Origin of the sequence: Mesorhizobium vachelliae (assembly GCF_033977325.1) — a bacterium.
Classification (GTDB): Bacteria; Pseudomonadota; Alphaproteobacteria; order Rhizobiales; family Rhizobiaceae; genus Mesorhizobium; species Mesorhizobium vachelliae.
Window position 1 is genome coordinate 224,653 of the sequence record NZ_JAVIIR010000002.1, and the last position, 18,393, is coordinate 243,045.

Sequence of the window (18,393 nt, forward strand, 5' to 3'; positions counted from 1 at the left end):
CATGCCGGCGATCCCATTCACCCCTGCGGTGGCGTGGCCGTCCTCGTCCGCGTGCGCTCCAGCCCTAGCTGCCGCTCGCGCCAGATGATGAAGATGCCGGCGGCGACCACGATCATCCCGCCGATGAGCGTGTTGAGCGAGGTCACGTCGCCGAACACCAGATAGCCGACGACGACGCCGAGGATCATCGAGGTGTATTCGAAGGGCGCCACGACCGAGGCCTCCGCATGGCGGTAGGCCGCCGTCATCAGGATCTGGCCGAGCCCGCCGCAGAAGCCCGCGACGACAAGCAGCGCGGCCTGCATCGGCGTCAGCGCTTGCCAGCCGAAGGGCAGCGTGAAGAGCGACAGCACCGACGCGGTCGAGGAGAACCACAAGACGATGGTCGCCGTCTTCTCGGTCTGCACGAGATTGCGCACCAGCAGCATGGCGACGGCCGAGATCGCCGCGGCGATCAGCGCGGCCATGACGCCCAGCACCTCCTGGTCGTCGAGGCCCTCATCGGAATTGAGCAGCGTCAGTTCGGGCCAAGAGATGATCAGCACGCCGGCAAGGCCGACCGCGACCGCGCTCCAGCGATAGACGCGGATCGTCTCGCCAAGGAAGACCGAGGAGAACACTACGACCAGCAGCGGCTGGGCGTAGTTCAGCGTGATCGCCTCTGGGAGCGGCAGCCTGGTCAGCGCGAAGAAGCCGAGCCCCATGGCGCCGACACCGACCAGGCCGCGCGCGATATGGTTGAACGGCCGCCTGGTCGTGAAGGCGGTTGCGAGCTCGCCCTTGAAAGCCAGGAAGGCGATGATCGGGAAGATGGCGAAGAAGGAGCGGAAAAAGACTATCTGCCCGGCGGGCACGTCGCCGGCCGCCTTGATGCAGGTCTGCATGCCAACGAAGACCGTCACCGAGACGATCTTCAGCGTGATGCCGCGCAGCGCGTTGTGGCCGACGGCATGATCGACGGTCATCTTGCCTCGTAAGGATGGTCGGAAAAACGAAGCCGCAAATGAGGCCTTTGCACAGTTTTGTCGAGTGGTCGTTTCGTGTAAAGAGCGCGCACCTCAAAATTCTTGGACCGGCCAAGCTGGCCCTCCGCCCGAAACCGACAGGAAAAGCCCAAGGAATGCGTACAGATACCGGCCATGTCTTCAAGCTCGAAGACTATCGCCCCAGCGACTATCTCATCCCCGCGACCAGCCTGGACTTCCGCCTGTCGCCGGACGCGACCCATGTCACCGCGGTGCTTACGATCGAGCGGCGCGGGGGCGTTGCCGTCTCCGCACCGCTGGTGCTCGACGGCGACGGACTGACGCTGCTCGGCGTCGCCATCGATGGGCATGCGCTCGCAGCCGGCGACTACGAGGCGACGCCGGACCGGCTGACGATCCTGAAGCCGCCAGCGGCACAGCGTTTCGAGCTTCGCCTGGAGACCGAAATCGCGCCGTCGCGCAACGAGGCGCTGATGGGCCTCTATCGCTCCAACAACGTCTATTGCACGCAATGCGAGGCCGAAGGCTTTCGCCGCATCACCTATTTCCTCGACCGGCCCGACATCCTGTCGGTCTATACCGTGCGCATCGAAGCACCGCACAACGAGGCGCCGCTGCTGCTGCTCTCCAACGGCAATCCAGTCGAACGCGGCGCGCTCACCAATGGCAGTCATTACGCGGTCTGGCACGACCCCTTTCCCAAACCCTCCTACCTCTTCGCCCTGGTGGCGGGCGCGCTCGGCAAGGTGGCGGGCAGCTTCACCACCATGTCCGGCCGAGAGGTCGAGCTCGGCATCTATGTGGAGCCCGGCAAGGAACGGCTTGCCGGCTATGCGATGGATGCGCTGAAACGCTCGATGAAATGGGACGAGGACGCCTTCGGCCGCGAATACGACCTCGACGTCTTCAACATCGTCGCCGTGTCGGACTTCAACATGGGCGCGATGGAGAACAAGGGCCTCAACGTATTCAACGACAAATATGTGCTGGCCGACGAGGAGACCGCGACGGATGCCGACTTCGCCAATATCGAGGCGATCATCGCGCATGAGTATTTCCATAATTGGACCGGCAACAGAATCACTTGCCGCGACTGGTTCCAGCTCTGCCTGAAGGAAGGACTGACCGTTTACCGCGACCACGAGTTCTCCGCCGACCAGCGCTCGCGGGCGGTGAAGCGCATCGCCGAGGTGCGTACTTTGCGCGCGCACCAGTTCCCGGAAGACCAGGGACCGCTGGCGCACCCGGTCAGGCCGCGCCGCTACCGCGAGATCAACAATTTCTACACGGCGACCGTCTACGAGAAGGGTTCGGAAGTGGTGCGCATGATCCGCACCATCCTCGGCGCGGAAATCTTCCGCGCCGGCATGGACCTCTATTTCGAGCGGCATGATGGCGAGGCTGCGACGATCGAGGATTTCCTGAAAGTGTTCGAAGACGTTTCGGGCCGTGACCTGGCGCAGTTCGCGCTCTGGTACCACCAGGCCGGCACGCCGAACCTGACGGTCAGTTCATCCTACAATGTGGCGGCCAAGGCGTTCACGCTGGAGATCGAGCAATCGGTGCCGCCGACGCCGTCGGAAAGCCGCAAGCGGCTGATGCATATCCCTTTGGCCTTCGGCCTTGTGGGCGCCGACGGCAAGCCCGTCACCTGGACGGCCGTCGAGGGCGCAACGGTGGAGGACGGCGTCATCCATATCCGCAAGCGCCGGCACACGGTGCGCTTCTCCGGCGTTTCGCAACGCCCTTCACTGTCGCTCAACCGGGGCTTCTCGGCGCCGATCACGCTTTCGGCGCAGCAGAAGGCCGATGACCAGTTCTTCCTTGCGGCGCATGACAGCGACGCCTTCTCGCGCTGGCAGGCTTTCAACACGCTTTTGACCGACGCGTTGATCGCAGCGTTTCGCCAGATCCTCGGCGGCAGGCAGCCGGTCTTCGCGGGACGGCTGGCCGAGCTTGCCGGCAGGATCGCCGGCGACGAGGCGCTGGAGCCGGCTTATCGCGCCTTGGCGTTGGCGCTGCCCGGCGAAGCCGACATTGCCCGCGACATCGGCAAGGGCATCGACCCCGATGCCATTTTCGCCGCGCGCGAAGCGTTGGCGCGGTCGATCGCCGAGGCAAACGGCGGCGCTTTTTCGGCGCTCTATGACAAGCTGGCCGACAAGGGTCCGTTCAGTCCGGACGCGGCGAGCGCCGGACGCAGGGCCCTCCGCAACACGCTGCTCGACTATCTGTCGCTGCTGCCAAGCGGTGCGGGCCTCGCCGCGCGCCACTTCAACGCCGCCACCAACATGACCGACCGCGCCGCCGCGCTGGCGGTGCTGGCGCATCGCCATTCAGGCACAGCCGAGGCCGAAGAGGCGCTGGCCGCCTTCGAGGCGCGCTATCGCGGCGATGCGCTGGTGCTCGACAAGTGGTTCCAGATCCAGGCCGGGGTTCCCGGCGCCAAGACCGTCGACAAGGTGCGCGAGCTCATGCGGCATCCGGCCTTCTCGATCGCCAATCCGAACCGCGTGCGTTCGCTGATCGGCACCTTCTCCAGCGCCAACCAGACCGGCTTCCACCGCCCCGACGGCGAAGGCTACCGCCTGTTCGCCGAGACGGTGCTGGAGGTGGAGAAGCGTAACCCGCAAGTGGCGGCGCGGCTGGCGACGGCGCTCAGGTCCTGGCGCTCGCTGGAGCCTGGACGGCAGGCCAAGGCCAAGCAGGCACTGCTCGACATGGCGAAGGCCGAGAACCTGTCGGCTGATCTGCGCGATATCGTGGAGCGGACGCTGGCTTGATTATCGATCTCCCCCCTTGTGGGGGAGATGCCCGGCAGGGCAGAGGGGGGCGCGAAGGATCGCGGCGTTTGCACTTGGCCAAAGTCCCAACCCGTCGGATGTCGGGAATTAACAGGTGAGAGGCTGGCGGGACAGCGCCCCCCTCTGGCCTGCCGGCCATCTCCCCCACGAGGGGGGAGATCGGCAGTTTCGACAAATTTCAATCAACTTTTAATCTTTTTTGCCCGCGCCTCTGGACAAGGCGAATCACCTTTGATTCTTTAATGGCGATTCGGGCGTGCGGCGTATCCGGGTCATCCAGTATACGGCAAATCGGGGAGTGCCATTTATGGCCAAGGCGGACGCGTGGGGCGCGCCCGGAGGGAAGGCTTTTGCGCGTCGCAAGGCAAGGAACGATGGACTTGCCGGCAACACGCGCCTAATCGCCGAACCTGCCTATCAGCGGCTCTTAGCCGCCGAGCCCTTTCTGCGCCGTTCGATCCCGGCCCTGATCATCATCTTCCTGGTCATCATCGCCGCGCTGCGCTTCCTGTCGCTGATGAACGAGCATGACGAGATCGAGCGCGACGCCAAGGCCGTGCTGGCGCTGGCCGCCGGCCAAATGGCGCAGGCCGTCACCGCCGACCCCGGCGCGGCCGGCGCCAATGCCATCAGTCTCCTGGAAAACACCAGCCGCCAGGGCGCCATGAGCCGTGCCCATGTGCTGGCCATCACCGACGCCGACTTCAAAGTCATTGCCGTCTCGCCTCTGTCGACGGGCTGGCAGGGCCGCACGCTGGACAGCCTGGTCCTGGGCGGCCAGCCGCTGTTCATGTTCGGCGACCGCGCCAGCGTGATGGATGTCTCGATCGCCGGACAGGACTGGTTCGCCGCCGTCAGCCTCAGCGGCGATCGCAAACACGCGGCCGCCGTGCTGGTGCCGCAGGAAGCGGTGTTCGACGGCTGGCGCAAGTCGATGTCGCTCAACGTCACGCTGTTCGTGCTGACGGCGGGCGTGCTGATCGTCATCCTCTACGCCTATTTCGGCCAGGCGGCGCGCGCCCAGGCGGCCGATCGCATCTATCTCGAGGCGCATCAGCGCATCGACATGGCGCTGGTGCGCGGCCGCTGCGGGCTGTGGGACTGGGACATGGTGCGCGGCAAGATGTACTGGTCGCGCTCGATGTACGACATGCTGGGCTACGAGCCCTGCGATACGATGCTTTCCTTCGGCGAGGTCGACGAGATCATCCACCCGGACGACGGCGACCTGTTCGAGCTCGCCAACCGCATCGTCGAGCGCGAGATCGACCATATCGACCAGGTCTTCCGCATGCGCCATGCCAACGGTCAATGGGTGTGGATGCGGGCCCGCGCGCAGGTGATCGATCCGGAAGCGCCAGAGATCCAGCTGATCGGCATCGCCGTCGATGTCACCGAGCAGCGGCACCTGGCGCTGCGGTCGGAAGCGGCGGACATGCGGCTCAGGACGGCGATCGAGAACATCAACGAATCCTTCGTGCTGTGGGATGCCACCGAGCGGCTGATCATGTGCAATTCGAAGTTCCAGAAGGACAACGGGCTGTCGGACCGCGACGTCGTGCCGGGCATTCTCCGCGACTCGGTGGAGGAGCGGATGCTGGCCTTCGCCTCGGAGCGCAGGCTGGCCAACGCCAACGGGCCGCAGGGCGGCGTCAGCTTCGAGCGCCAGCTCGCCGACGGCCGCTGGCTGCAGGTCAACGAGCTCAGGACCCGCGACGGCGGCATCGTCTCGGTCGGCTCCGACATCACCCAGATCAAGCTGCATCAGGAAAAGCTGGTCGACAGCGAGCGCCGGCTGATGGCAACGATCCACGATCTCAGCCTCGCCCGCCGCGCCGAAGAGGACCGCGCCAGCGAGCTGGTCGAGCTCAACCGCAAATACATGAAGGAAACCGAGCGCGCCGAGGCGGCCAATCGGGCGAAATCCGAATTCCTCGCCAACATGTCGCATGAGCTGCGCACGCCGCTCAACGCCATCATCGGCTTCTCCGAATTGATGCAGCAAGGCCTGTTCGGGCCGCTCGGCTCGGAGCGCTACGAGGAATACGCCACCGACATCAACGGCAGCGGCAAATATTTGCTCGGCGTCATCAACGACATCCTCGACATGTCGAAGATCGAGGCTGGCCAGTTCTCGCTCGATCGCGAGGAGATCGACCTCTGCCCGCTGATCAAGGAGACGGTGCGGGTGATCTCGCTGCAGGCGGCGGAAAAATCGATCAATGTCGAGACGCGCATCGCCGATACGATGCGCGTCTACGCCGACCGCCGCGCCATCAAGCAGATCGCCATCAACCTTCTTTCCAACGCGGTGAAGTTCACCGGACAGGGCGGCAAGATCACGGTCAGGGCGCGCAACACCTCAGGCGCGCTGCTGCTCACGATCGAGGACAATGGCTGCGGCATCCCCAAGCAAGCGTTGAGCAAGCTCGGCCGGCCGTTCGAGCAGGTGCAGAACCAGTTCTCCAAGAACCACACCGGCTCGGGCCTCGGACTCGCCATCTCGCGCTCGCTGGCCGAATTGCAGGGCGGCGCGCTGAAGATCCGCTCGACCGAAGGCGTCGGCACCATCGTGTCGGTGCGCATTCCGCTGAAGAAGGCCCCGCCGGCGGTGAAGGCTGCGGCCTGATTTCTTCGAAAACTCTGTAACGCTGGCAGGACAGCGCCCCCCCTCTGTCCTGCCGGACATCTCCCCCACAAGGGGGGAGATTGGCAGCTTCGGCGCCTCGCTCGTCCCAGCGTCGGTGATTGGCGAAAGCCGGCGTGACATCTGATCTCCCCCCTCGGGGGCGCGAAGGAATGAGACGTTGATTAACCTCGCGAGATCGCACCTTCCGCGCGAAGCAGACCATCAAAATCCTTCCTGACCTTCCGCGACGTCTCCTTGAGATGTGCTTCCAGCACTCCGAAATCCGGCAGGTCGGTGACCGCCAGCAACAGATCCGAGAGACCCGGGGGGACATCGTCGCGCTGGAACTCGCCGGTGAGGCAAAGCCTGATCATCTGGGTCAGCGCCAGATAGAGCCGGTAGGCTTCGCCTAGTTCTTCACGGATATCGCCGCCTGCGAAACCGGGGGCCAGCCGCGCCAGAATGTCGGCCGTCGCCGTCACCCGGCGGCCGGGCTCGACATTGCCGGTGATGGTCGCGACCTGGGCGATGAATTCGAGATCGATCAGCCCGCCGGGGATAAGCTTGATGTCCCAGAGGTCGCGCGGCGGCTTCTCCTTCTCGATCAGCGCCCGCATCTCCGAGGCTTCGGCTTTCACCTTGGCGGCATCGCGCGGCTGCGCCAGAACCGCCGCTACCTCGTCGTCGAGCTCGGCGCAGAGCTCGGCGTCGCCACCGATGGCGCGGGCCCGTGCCAGCGCCATGTGCTCCCAGGTCCAGGCGTCCTGGCGCTGATACTTTTTGAACGCGTCGATATGGGTGGCAACCGGCCCCTTGTTGCCGGAGGGACGCAGGCGCAGGTCCAGCTCGTAGAGCACGCCTTCGGCGGTCGGCGCCGAGACGGCCGCGATCAGGCGCTGCGTCATGCGGGTGTAGTAATGCGAAGGCGCCAACGGCTTCTCGCCGTCGGACTCTTCGGCATCGGCGTCATGGTCGTAGAGCAGGATGAGATCGACGTCCGAACCGGCGGTAAGCTCGCGGCTACCGAGCTTGCCCATGCCGAGCAGCGCCACCCTGCCCCCGGCAACGCTGCCGTGGCGCAGCGCGAATTCGGCGATCACCGCGTTCAGCGCCGCCTCGATTGTTAGGTCAGCGAGATCGGAGAAGGCGCGCCCCGCCCGCGCCGGATCGATCGAGCCGGCGAGCAGACGGACGCCGATCAGGAATTTCTGCTCGGAGGCAAAAATGCGCAGGCGGTCGAGCACGTCCTCATAGGCGCGGTCACCTTCGATGAAGGCGGCAAGCCGCGCCGAAAGATAGGCGCGGTCAGGCAATTCGGTGAGCAGCGCCGGATCGAGCAGGCCGTCGAAGACATGCGGGCGGCGCGTGATGATGGCCGCCAGCCGAGGCGCGGCGCCCATGATCGTCGCCATCAGCTTGAGTAGCGCCGGGTTCGACTGCAGTAGCGAGAAAAGCTGGATGCCCGCCGGCAGGCCGGCAAGGAACTCGTCGAAGCGCATCAGCGCCTCGTCGGCGCGCCGCGTCTGGCCGAAGGCTTTGAGCAGCGCAGGGGTCAGTTCGGTCAGGCGCTCGCGCGCCTCCGCCGACTGGGTGACGCGGTAGCGGCCGAAATGCCAGCCGCGGATGACGCGGCAGATGTCGCTCGGTCGCTGGAAGCCCAGGCCATGCAGCGTCTGCAGGGTATCGGGATCGTCGACATCGCCGGTGAAGACCAGATTGCCGACGCCGGCCGACAATTCGGGCGCTGTCTCGAACAGCGCCGCATAATGGCGCTCGACCTGCTGCAGCGAGGCACGGAAGGCCTCTGTGAAGTCCGCCTCGCCGGCAAATCCCAGCATCAGCGCGATGCGTTTCAGCTCCTCGTCTTCTTCCGGCAGGATATGCGTCTGCTCGTCCGCCACCATCTGGATGGCGTGCTCGACGCGGCGCAGGAACCAGTATTGCCGGGTAAGCGCATCGCGCGCGTCGGCGGTGATCCAGCCGCGTGCGGCAAGCGCTGCGAGCATCGGCACGGTCTCGCGCCCCCGCAACTCCGGGAAGCGGCCACCAGCGATGAGCTGCTGGGTCTGGACGAAGAACTCGATCTCGCGGATGCCGCCGCGGCCGAGCTTGACGTTGTGGCCCTTCACCGCGATCTCGCCATGGCCCTTATGGGCATGGATCTGGCGCTTGATGGAATGGACGTCGGCGATCGCCGCATAGTCCATGTATTTGCGCCAGACATAGGGCTGCAATTCCTTGAGGAAGGCCGCGCCGGCGGCAAGGTCGCCGGCAACCGGCCTCGCCTTGATCATGGCCGCGCGCTCCCAGTTCTGGCCGCGCGCCTCGTAGTAACGAAGCGCTGCTTCGACCGGGATAGCCAGCGGCGTCGAGCCCGGATCGGGGCGCAGCCTCAGATCGGTGCGGAACACATAGCCGTGCTCGGTGCGGTCCTGCAGGATGCGCACGAGGCGACGGGTAAGCCTGGAGAACAGCTCGGTCGCGTCAAGCGGATCGATGACCGCCGGCGCTTCCGGATCGAAGAAGACGACGAGGTCGATGTCGGAGGAAAAATTCAGCTCATGCGCGCCGAGCTTGCCCATGCCGAGCAGGATCCAACCCGAATCCTTCGCCGGTTCCGCCGGATTCGGCAGCTTGAGCTTGCCTTGCCGGTGCGCGTCGAGCAGCAGGAAATCGACGGCGGCGCATGTGCAGGCATCCGCGAGATCGCTGAGCCGGCGCACCGTCACCGAAGTCTCAGCCTCGCCTGAAAGATCGGCCAGCGCGATCAGGAAATGCGCTTCGGTCTTCCATTGCCGGAGCGCCATCATCAGGCTCGATTCCGAGGCATCTTCCGCCTTGGCCGCGCCGCCGATCGCCTCGCCGATGGCGCCGAGCCGAGCTTCGACCGTCCCATCGAACAGCGTATCGAGAATCGCCGGCCGCCGGCGAGCCACATCGCGCAGGAACGGCGAGAGGTCGAAGACGGCCGCCAGCAGGTCCTGCAGTGGCCCCTCGCCTGCCAGGGATGCGGCGAGGCGGGAAAGCCCCTCTTCCTCGGCGGCATCGGCGATTTCCGACAATTCGCGCCGGGCATGGCCTGCATCCAAGGGGTGGAGCGCCAGTGCCGGGCTAAGCCGGAATTCGGATTCGATCTTCTTCTTCGTCATTTATCCGCGCCATTAGAGCATGTCTCCCGAAAGTGGGCCCGGGTTCGGGACAAAGACATGCTTAAATCAAAAACTTAAAGCAGGTCGCGTGAATCCTTTTTCACGCGACCTGCTTTAATGCGTCTCCCGCAACGGGAAACTCATGACCACGGACAATCCGGGATTGGCGGGTAAAAGATCAAGCCTTCCGTTGTGGAAAGTCATGATTGCCTTGGCGAGGCTGAGGCCCAGGCCCGAGCCCGGCTGCGAGCGGCTCTTTTCCAGGCGCACGAAGCGCTCGGTGGCGCGGGCACGATCGGCGTCGTCCGGAATGCCGTGGCCATTGTCGGTGACGGTGAGCTTGATCTCGCTTCCGGCGCGCTCCAGCGCTACCCGTACTTTCGGCGCCTCGGCGGCGTCGGTCGAGTATTTGATGGCGTTGTCGACGATGTTGGACAGCGCCTGGCCGATCAGCTCGCGGTTGCCGTTGACCGTCAGGGCCTCGGGCGCGGTCGTTTCCAGCGCGACACCCGCTTCCTCCGCCACCGGCTCGTAGAGCTCGACAACGTCGCTCACCGTGGCGGCGAGATCGACGGGGCCGGTTTGTTCCGAGGAATAGCCGGCCTCCAGGCGCGAGATCATCAGGATGGCGTTGAACGTCTTGATGAGCTGGTCGGACTCCGCGATCGTGCCTTCCAGCGCCTGTCGGTAATCCGCAGTCTTGTGCCTGCCGGCAAGCGTCGCCTCGGCGCGGTTGCGCAGCCTGGTCAGCGGCGTCTTCAGATCATGGGCGATGTTGTCGGAGACCTGCTTCAGCCCTTCGTTCAACATGGCGATCCTGGCCAGCATCGTATTGAGGTTTTCCGACAGGCGGTCGAATTCGTCGCCGGCGCCGGTGACCGGCAGCCGTCCGCTGAGATCGCCGCCCATGATGCGGCGGCTGGCGTCGGAGACGCTGTCAATGCGCTTCAGCGCGGCGCGCCCGACAAAGAACCAGATCAGGATGCCGCCCAGGCCCATCATGCCGAGCGCCAGCGTCAGCGCGCGGCTGATGACGGCGCGGAAGCGCTCCGGCTCGCCGAGGTCGCGACCGACCAGCATGATCATCTGGTTGGGCAGCCTCAGCACCAGCGCGATGGCGTTGTGGCCCTTTTCCCCTGTCGACTGGGGAGTGTTGCTGCTGTCGCCGGCCTGGGGTGCCGGCTGATCGGTAGCTCCGCTGCGCAGCCGGTCGAGCTCACCCTCGCCGAAGCGCTGATACGAAAAGGGCTCAGTCGTCCAGCCCTCGGTCTCGATAACCCCCGGCTCCAGGCTCTGCACATTGCCGGTCAGGATCTGACCATTGGCGTCGGCGATCAGGTAGAGATTGGCGCCAGGCTGGCGCGAGCGAGCCTCGACGACGCGCACCAGCACCGGCAGACCGCCGCGCTGATAGGCGCGGGCCAGGCCCAGCACCTCGTCGTTGATCGTCTCCTGCGTCTGCGCGGTCAGCATGCGCGCCGACAGCGACGTCATGTAGAGGACAAGCAGCACCGCGCAGAGCGCAAAAAGCAGAAGATAGAGCGCCGAAAGCCGGGCCGCCGTCGTCTTCATGATGGCCGGCAGGGAAAGAGCCATGGTCGGCTCTTAGATCAGGACGACGATTTTCTGTATCGTCATCCTGATCTAACCCATTGTTGCAGCATGATTTTTTCCGAAAACTGGCTCCCACTTCTCGGGATCATGCTTAGCCGCCCTTCAGCATGTAGCCGGCGCCGCGGATCGTGTGCAGGATCGGCTTGTCGAAGCCCTTCTCGATCTTGCCGCGCAGGCGCGAGACGTGGACGTCGATGACGTTGGTCTGCGGATCGAAATGATAGTCCCAGACATTTTCCAGCAGCATGGTGCGCGTCACCACCTGCCCGGCATGGCGCATCAGATATTCGAGCAGGCGGAACTCGCGCGGCTGCAGCGTGATCTCGCGGCCGGCCCGCTTGACCGAATGCGACAGCCGGTCGAGCTCGAGATCGCCGACACGGTAGACGGTCTCGGACTCGCGCGCGCTGGCGCGGCGGTTCAGCACCTCGACGCGGGCGAGCAATTCGGAAAAGGCATAGGGCTTGGTGAGGTAATCATCGCCGCCGGCGCGCAGGCCCGTGACGCGGTCGTCGACCTCGCCCAACGCCGAAAGGATCAGCACCGGCGTGGTGTTGCCGCGCGAGCGAAGGGCGGCAATCACCGACAGGCCGTCACGGCGCGGCATCAGACGGTCGACCACCATCACGTCATAGTCGCCGACATCGGCGAGCGCGAAGCCGGTCTCGCCGTCGCCGGCGACATGAGCAGTGTGGCCCGCCTCGGCAAAGGCTTTCTGCAAGTAGTCCGCCGCCTCGCGATCGTCTTCCATGACGAGAATCTTCATGGGACCTTTATACGCGATTTCACCTGAAGTTTGAGGGGCAGCCATATCTTCTTGCCTTGCATTCATTAGTCGCATGTCTTCTTCCCAAAACCGGCAACCACTTTTGGGCGACATGCGATAAAGCGGCAGCGGGTGATGGGAAACCCGCTGCCGCCAGGAGCGAAACACGGTGACTGACTTACGTGCTCGGCCCCATGTTTTCCCGGCGGCGGCTCGGGGGTGTTGATACCGCCGCAGGGAAAAGCTGAAGTTGATATCAGCCCTTACCGACCGGCAGCGCGACGAAGCGGTTCGAGTCGTCGCGGGTGATCTGCATCAGCACGGCCTTGCGGCCGGCCTTGGCGGCATCGGTCATCGCCTTGGAGACATCGTCGGTCGTGTTCACCTCGTTCGAGTTGATCGAAGTGATGACGTCGCCGGGCTGGATGCCGCGGTCGGCCGCGTCGCTGTCGGGATCGACATCGGTGACCACGAGGCCCTTGCCCTTTTCCGCCTTGGTGACGGTCAGGCCGAGATCGGCCAGCGTGTCTGCCTTGGCGGCCGGGGCCGACTGCTTGTTGTTGTCGTCGTTCGAGGCCTGCTTGTCGCTCGCGGGCAGCGTGCCGAGATCGACCTTGACGGTCTCGTCCTTGCCGTTGCGCCAGACGGTGACATCGACCGACTTGCCCGGCGCGAATGCGCCGATCATTCGGGCGAGTTCCTTCGGCGAAGCGACATCCTTGCCGTCGACCTGGGTGATGACGTCACCGGCGGCTATGCCCGCCTTCTTGCCCGGCCCGCCATCCTGGGCGCTCGAGACCAGCGCACCCTTGTCCGACTTCAAGCCGAGCGACTCGGCGATGTCCTTGGTGACCGGCTGAATCTCGACGCCAAGCCAGCCGCGCTGGACCGAGCCGCTCTTCATCAGGTCCTGGACGACCTGCTTGGCGGTCGAGGCCGGTATGTCGAAGGCGATGCCGACGCTGCCGCCCGACGGCGAGAAGATGGCGGTGTTGATGCCGATCACCTGGCCGTTGAGGTTGAAGGTCGGACCGCCCGAATTGCCGCGGTTGACCGAAGCGTCGATCTGGATGAAGTCGTCATAGGGGCCGGCGCCGATGTCACGGCCGCGGGCCGAGACGATGCCAGCGGTGACGGTGCCGCCAAGCCCGAAGGGATTGCCGACGGCAACCACCCAGTCACCGATGCGGATCTTGGAATCGTCGGCGAAGTCGACATAGGTGAACTTGTTGCCACCGCCATCGACCTTGAGCACGGCCAGATCGGTGCGCGGATCGGTGCCGATCAGCTTGGCGTCGAGTTCCTTGCCGTCATTGGTGACGACGCTGAAATCCGAGCCTTCCGACACGACGTGGTTGTTGGTGACGAGATAGCCGTCTTCCGAAATGAAGAAGCCCGACCCTTGAGCGATCGGGCGCGGCTGGCCATTGCCATGGTCGCGGTGGTTGAAGCGACGCATGCCGAACTGGCCGCCCTGGCCCTGGTCGCCGAAGCCGCGGAATTCCTTGAAGAAGCGGCGCAGCTGCGGATTGTCCGGCAGGTTGTCGAAGCCGTCCTGATCATCGGAACCGTCGTCGGCGGTCGGCTGGATCTTGGCCTTGACCTTGACGCTGACGACCGCCGGCGAGACGTGCTCGACGACATCGGCGAAGCTCGGCATCTGCGGGGCCTCGACGCGCACCGCATCGGCCAGCACGGGGGCGGTGCCGGTTGCGAGCATGCCAGCGCCGACCGTGCCGACAAGGGCCAGGGAAGCGACGGCGGCCATCAGGCGCTTTCGGGTGCGGGAATATGAATTGGGGGCAATATTCATGGGGTTTCGTTTCCTCTTTCGAAGGGATGCGCTCAGGCGAAGCATCCTCGGGCACGAGGATTAGAGAGCCGCACATTACGGCGCCATTTCCGGTACATGAAAGTTTTGTAATGTTGGGGATAGGCGACGATAACCACAGGCATGCCACGCTCGAAGGCTTGGCAGAAGCACTCGCGACGTTGCCATTCCAGGGCAAAGCGGGAGCGAAGCTCCGTCCCTTGCGCGAGGGGTGCCACGGCGCAGAATTCTGGACGGCCGCGACGCCTCGAAGCCATGGAATGGATCCTCGGGTCTGCGCCGCGTCGCTTCGCTCCTTGCTTCGCCCGTGGATGACGACGGCACAGAGGTCTCGGCCAACCTCCGAGGTCCGCATTCGTGCGTTAATCGCGCAGCATCTTGTCCAGCGCCGCCTTTTCCTCGGCGCTCAGGGTGCTATCCGGTGCCGGGCGGCGCGAGCGGGCGCTGAGCACGATGAAGAGGCCGCCGGCCAGGAGCAGAAGCACCGGCGTCCCCCACAACAACGCGTTGCGCAGGCTGAAGCGCGGCTTGAGCAGGACGAACTCGCCATAGCGCGAGACGATATAGTCCATCACCTGCTGGTCGGTGTCGCCGGCCACCAGCCGCTGGCGCACGAGGACCCGCAGGTCACGGGCGAGATCGGCGTCGGATTCGTCGATCGACTGGTTCTGGCAGACCATGCAGCGCAGGCCTTCCGACAGCGTACGCGCTCTCGCCTCCAGCGCCGGGTCCTGCAGCACTTCATCGGGTTTCACCGCCAGGGCAGAGCCGGCAAAGGCCAGAGCCAGCAGCAGGACCAGCGGGGCGAGCGAAAATCTCGCTTTCATGTCGGGGTCGCCAAGGCGGCGGCCGGCTTGCGCCGCTTTGCCGGCGCGCCGACGCGCAGGCGGCGGTCGAGCAGCGACATGGCGGCGCCAGCCATCATCACCAGGCCGCCGCCCCAGATCAGCGTCACCAGCGGCTTCCACCACAAACGCACGACGACGGAGCCGTCATTGTTCTCGTCGCCTAGCGACAGATAGAGCTGGCTCAAGCCGAGCGTCCTGATGCCGGACTCCGTCGTCACCATCTGGCGCACCGGATAGAAGCGTTTGGCGGAGGTGATCGCGCCATCGGCGTTGCCGTCGGCGCCCATCAACAGGAAGCGGCCGCGATCCTCGGTGAAGTTCGGACCTTTCTGTGGGGTAAGCCCCTCGAAGCGGAGCGTATGGCCGGAGAGCTCTACCGTTTCACCAGGACGCATGGAGAGGATTTTCTCGGTGCCGAAGCAGAGCGTGCTGACGATACCGAGCAAGGTCAGCCCAAGGCCGAGATGGGCAAGCGCCGTGCCGAAAACCGAGCGTGGCAGGCCGGCGAAGCGCCGCAGCACGATGGCCGGCGCCACGGCGCCGAAACCGGATTTGACGGCAAGGTCGGTCAGCGCGCCCGCGACCAGCCAGACGGCAAGGCCGACGCCAAGGGCAGCGAACACGGAGGCGCCGTCGATGAACAGGCCGGTGACCAGCATTGCGGCGATCGCGAGCGCAAAGGCCGCCATCAGGCGCTGCGAGGCGGCAATGAGGTCGCCGCGCTTCCAGGCAAGCAAGGGGCCGAACGGTACGATCGCAAGCAGCGGCAGCATCAGCGGACCGAAGGTCAGGTCGAAGAAGGGCGCGCCGACCGAGATCTTGCCACCGGTCAGCGCCTCCAGCGCCAGCGGGTAGAGAGTGCCGACCAGCACCGTTGCCGTGGCGGTGGTGAGGAACAGGTTGTTCAGCACCAGCGCGCCCTCGCGCGAGATCGGATGGAACAGGCCGCCCGCCGTCAGTTGCGAGGCGCGCAACGCAAACAGCGTCAGCGAGCCGCCGATGAACAGCGTGAGGATGCACAGGATGAAGACGCCGCGCGCCGGATCGGTGGCGAAGGCGTGCACCGAGGTGAGCACGCCGGAACGCACCAGGAAAGTGCCGAGCAGCGACAGCGAGAAGGTCAGGATCGCTAGCAGCAGCGTCCAGATCTTCAGCGCCGAGCGCTTCTCCATGACGATGGCCGAATGGAGGAGCGCCGTGCCCGCGAGCCACGGCATGAAGGAGGCGTTTTCGACCGGATCCCAGAACCAGAAGCCGCCCCAGCCGAGCTCGTAATAGGCCCAGTAGGAACCCATGGCGATGCCGCCGGTCAGGAACATCCAGGCGACCAGCGTCCAAGGCCGCACCCAGCGCGCCCAGGAGGCGTCGATGCGCCCCTCGATCAGTGCCGCGACCGAGAAGGAGAAGCAGATCGAGAAGCCGACATAGCCGAGATAGAGCATCGGCGGGTGGATGGCGAGGCCGAGATCCTGCAGGATCGGATTGAGGTCGCGGCCCTCGATCGGCGCCGGATTGAGCCGGATGAACGGATTGGATGTCGCCAGGATGAACAGGAAGAAGGCGGCGCCGATCATGCCCTGGACCGCCAGCACGTTGGCCTTGAGGGTCGCCGGCAGATTGTTGCCGAAGACGGCGACCAGCGCGCCGAAGAAGGTCAGGATCAGCACCCACAGCAGCATCGAGCCTTCGTGGTTTCCCCACGTGCCGGTGATCTTGTAGATCATCGGCTGCAGCGAATGGGAGTTCTCCCACACGCTCGCCACCGAGAAGTCCGAGCCGGCATAGGCGCTTGCAAGGGCGGTGAAGGACAGCGCGGTCAACGCGAAGCCGGTGACCGTGACGGGGCCGCCGACCGCCATCAGCCGCTGGTTGCCGCTGCGGGCGCCGACCAGCGGCACCAGCATCTGCACCAGCGAGAGCGCGAAGGCGAGGACTAAAGCGAAATGTCCGGTCTCGACCATTATTGGCTCTTGCTTTCCACCCAGACGCCCTTGGCCTTCAGCCCGTCGGCGACTTCCTTCGGCATATAGCGCTCGTCATGCTTGGCCAAGACGCTGTCGGCGACGAAAACCCCATCCGGACCGAAAGCGCCCTCGGTTATGACGCCCTGCCCCTCGCGGAAGAGATCGGGCAGGATGCCGGTGTAGGTCACCTTGACGGATTTCTGCGTGTCGGTAACCGAGAAGGCCACGGTTGCGCCATTGCCGCGCACGACAGTGCCGCTCTCCACGAGGCCGCCAAGGCGGATGCGCTGTCCAGGTTGGACGGTTGCCGTTGCCAGCTCTGCAGGCATGTAGAAATAGGAGGCCTTCTGTCCCAGCGCATAGAAGGTGAGCCCGGCGGCGGCACCGAGGAAAGCCAAGCCCGCCAGGATCACCGACATCCGCTTCTGCTTGCGCGTCATTGCCTTACTCCGTCGCCGTCACGCCGAGCGAGGCGGCGAAGGCGGTGAATTTCTTGGCCTGTTCACTGTCCGCGCCAAAGGCGGCGACAGCGCGGCCGAGCGCGGCCCGCGCCTGGTCGGCCTTGCCAAGCACGACATAGGAACGGATAAGCCGCATCCATCCTTCCTCGTCGCGGGGATTCTGCTTCAATTTGTCGTCGAGACCGGCGACCATGGTCTCGATCATCGCCTGCCGGTCCTGCGGCGACATCTGCTGCGCGGCTTCCACCTGCTGCGCGTCGGGGCCGTTGGCCGGCGCGGCATCGGCGACAGCGGGCCCACCCGCCTCGCCAAGCGCCTGCTGGACAGCGCTGCGCCAAGGCGAATCCGGCGCGAGTTGGCCGAGCATCTTTTGCCAGGCGGCGACGGCTTCGGCCTTCTTGCCTTCCTGAGCGAGGCCGACCGCCAGGTAGAAATTGGCCTTGGCGTTGGCCGGATCGAGCTTCAACGCCGCCTCGAAGGCTTTTTGAGCGTCGGCCGAAACGATGCCGCCGGCGGCGCTGGCGATCGCCTCGCCGAGGCCTGACTGGCGCACGGCGCTGTCGCCATCGAGGCGGATGGCGTTGCGGTAGGCGGTCACGGCGTCAGGAAAGCGCTGCAGCCGAAGATAGATCGGCGCCAGCACGTCCCAGCCCTTGCCATCCGACGGATTGGCGGCGAGATGGGCCTCGGCGCGGGCGACCAGTTCGTCGACCGAGGAATCGGCCGGGTTCTTGGCCAGACGCTCAGCCAGCGGCTGCGAAGGCAGATCGGGTGAGCCGAGCACGCCGTAGAGCCCCCAGCTCAGCAGGGGAACCACAAGCACGGCCACGCTGGCGACCCATCTGGCGCCGTGCGATGGCTTGGGCGTGGCGGAGCCCGGCTGCGCAGCCGGGCCCAGACGCAGGATGCGCCGGCCGATCTCGGCACGCGCCTCCTCGGCCTCCCCGGGCTGGATCAGGCCGCGCGCCATGTCGCGGTCGAGCTCGGAAAGCTGGTCGCGATAGACTTCGAGATCGTGGTCGCCAGCCGGCGACGCGCCCTTCATGCCGCCGGTGAGCGGCAACAGCACCGCCAGGCTGGCGCCCAGCGTGAGGATTGCGGCTATGACCCAAAACAGCATGCCTGTTCCAATAACGGCAGAGCCCTGCCCTGCCAACACGACCATCGTGCGACGCTTTGACGGCGGGCGCGCCATCCGGCCTTGATCGATATCAAAAATCGCGCCGGCTGTGGCCCCTACCTTAGATCAGGATGATGTTTCGTTGAATCGCCACCCTGATCTAACTCCTTGCTGGAGCATGATCTTTTCCGAAAACCGGTTCCCACTTTTCGGGATCATGC

Annotated in this window: 11 protein-coding genes; 2 read left to right on the top strand and 9 right to left on the bottom strand. The window is 65.2% G+C overall.

Annotated elements, in window-relative coordinates:
- Window positions 1-17: 17 nt before the first annotated feature.
- Window positions 18-965: a DMT family transporter gene (locus tag RFM41_RS04750; RefSeq protein WP_320246595.1), complete on the bottom strand. Its 948-nt coding sequence runs from the start codon at window positions 963-965 to the stop codon at window positions 18-20.
- Between the two features lie 155 nt (window positions 966-1,120).
- Between RFM41_RS04750 and pepN the strand changes: the two genes are divergently transcribed.
- Window positions 1,121-3,769 (top strand): aminopeptidase N, encoded by a 2,649-nt coding sequence (gene pepN / locus RFM41_RS04755; RefSeq protein WP_320246594.1) that lies wholly within the window; start codon window positions 1,121-1,123, stop codon window positions 3,767-3,769.
- Between the two features lie 328 nt (window positions 3,770-4,097).
- Window positions 4,098-6,419, top strand: a complete 2,322-nt coding sequence (locus RFM41_RS04760) for a PAS domain-containing sensor histidine kinase (RefSeq protein WP_320246592.1) — start codon at window positions 4,098-4,100, stop codon at window positions 6,417-6,419.
- A 182-nt stretch (window positions 6,420-6,601) separates the two neighbouring features.
- Here the strand turns inward: RFM41_RS04760 and RFM41_RS04765 are convergent, their stop codons facing one another.
- The 8 genes from RFM41_RS04765 to ccmI all read right to left on the bottom strand — a co-directional run bounded on the left by RFM41_RS04765 (window position 6,602) and on the right by ccmI (window position 18,172).
- Window positions 6,602-9,568, bottom strand: a complete 2,967-nt coding sequence (locus tag RFM41_RS04765) for a bifunctional [glutamine synthetase] adenylyltransferase/[glutamine synthetase]-adenylyl-L-tyrosine phosphorylase (protein WP_320246591.1) — start codon at window positions 9,566-9,568, stop codon at window positions 6,602-6,604.
- Window positions 9,569-9,682: 114 nt separating this feature from the next.
- Window positions 9,683-11,164: a sensor histidine kinase gene (locus RFM41_RS04770; RefSeq protein ID WP_320246590.1), complete on the bottom strand. Its 1,482-nt coding sequence runs from the start codon at window positions 11,162-11,164 to the stop codon at window positions 9,683-9,685.
- 109 nt (window positions 11,165-11,273) lie between these two features.
- Window positions 11,274-11,948 carry a response regulator transcription factor gene (locus RFM41_RS04775; protein ID WP_320246588.1) on the bottom strand — a complete coding sequence of 225 codons (675 nt, stop codon included), beginning with the start codon at window positions 11,946-11,948 and terminating at the stop codon, window positions 11,274-11,276.
- A 256-nt stretch (window positions 11,949-12,204) separates the two neighbouring features.
- Window positions 12,205-13,761 (bottom strand): Do family serine endopeptidase, encoded by a 1,557-nt coding sequence (locus RFM41_RS04780; protein ID WP_320246586.1) that lies wholly within the window; start codon window positions 13,759-13,761, stop codon window positions 12,205-12,207.
- A 380-nt stretch (window positions 13,762-14,141) separates the two neighbouring features.
- Complete coding sequence (locus RFM41_RS04785; RefSeq protein ID WP_320246585.1) at window positions 14,142-14,606, bottom strand: cytochrome c-type biogenesis protein; 465 nt, start codon at window positions 14,604-14,606, stop codon at window positions 14,142-14,144.
- Window positions 14,603-16,588, bottom strand: coding sequence for a heme lyase CcmF/NrfE family subunit (locus tag RFM41_RS04790; RefSeq protein WP_320246584.1), 1,986 nt, complete (start codon window positions 16,586-16,588; stop codon window positions 14,603-14,605). The genes RFM41_RS04785 and RFM41_RS04790 overlap by 4 nt, the downstream gene beginning before the upstream one ends.
- Window positions 16,588-17,031: a cytochrome c maturation protein CcmE gene (gene ccmE, locus RFM41_RS04795; RefSeq protein WP_320246583.1), complete on the bottom strand. Its 444-nt coding sequence runs from the start codon at window positions 17,029-17,031 to the stop codon at window positions 16,588-16,590. The genes RFM41_RS04790 and ccmE overlap by 1 nt, the downstream gene beginning before the upstream one ends.
- A 4-nt stretch (window positions 17,032-17,035) precedes the next feature.
- Window positions 17,036-18,172 (bottom strand): c-type cytochrome biogenesis protein CcmI, encoded by a 1,137-nt coding sequence (gene ccmI, locus RFM41_RS04800; RefSeq protein ID WP_320246582.1) that lies wholly within the window; start codon window positions 18,170-18,172, stop codon window positions 17,036-17,038.
- Window positions 18,173-18,393: the final 221 nt, after the last annotated feature.

Coding starts and splice junctions, on each gene's coding strand:
- RFM41_RS04750 (WP_320246595.1), bottom strand. CDS start 965: ATGACCGTCGATCATGCCGTCGGCCACAACGCGCTGCGCGGCATCACG.
- pepN (WP_320246594.1), top strand. CDS start 1,121: ATGCGTACAGATACCGGCCATGTCTTCAAGCTCGAAGACTATCGCCCC.
- RFM41_RS04760 (WP_320246592.1), top strand. CDS start 4,098: ATGGCCAAGGCGGACGCGTGGGGCGCGCCCGGAGGGAAGGCTTTTGCG.
- RFM41_RS04765 (WP_320246591.1), bottom strand. CDS start 9,568: ATGACGAAGAAGAAGATCGAATCCGAATTCCGGCTTAGCCCGGCACTG.
- RFM41_RS04770 (WP_320246590.1), bottom strand. CDS start 11,164: ATGGCTCTTTCCCTGCCGGCCATCATGAAGACGACGGCGGCCCGGCTT.
- RFM41_RS04775 (WP_320246588.1), bottom strand. CDS start 11,948: ATGAAGATTCTCGTCATGGAAGACGATCGCGAGGCGGCGGACTACTTG.
- RFM41_RS04780 (WP_320246586.1), bottom strand. CDS start 13,761: ATGAATATTGCCCCCAATTCATATTCCCGCACCCGAAAGCGCCTGATG.
- RFM41_RS04785 (WP_320246585.1), bottom strand. CDS start 14,606: ATGAAAGCGAGATTTTCGCTCGCCCCGCTGGTCCTGCTGCTGGCTCTG.
- RFM41_RS04790 (WP_320246584.1), bottom strand. CDS start 16,588: ATGGTCGAGACCGGACATTTCGCTTTAGTCCTCGCCTTCGCGCTCTCG.
- ccmE (WP_320246583.1), bottom strand. CDS start 17,031: ATGACGCGCAAGCAGAAGCGGATGTCGGTGATCCTGGCGGGCTTGGCT.
- ccmI (WP_320246582.1), bottom strand. CDS start 18,172: ATGCTGTTTTGGGTCATAGCCGCAATCCTCACGCTGGGCGCCAGCCTG.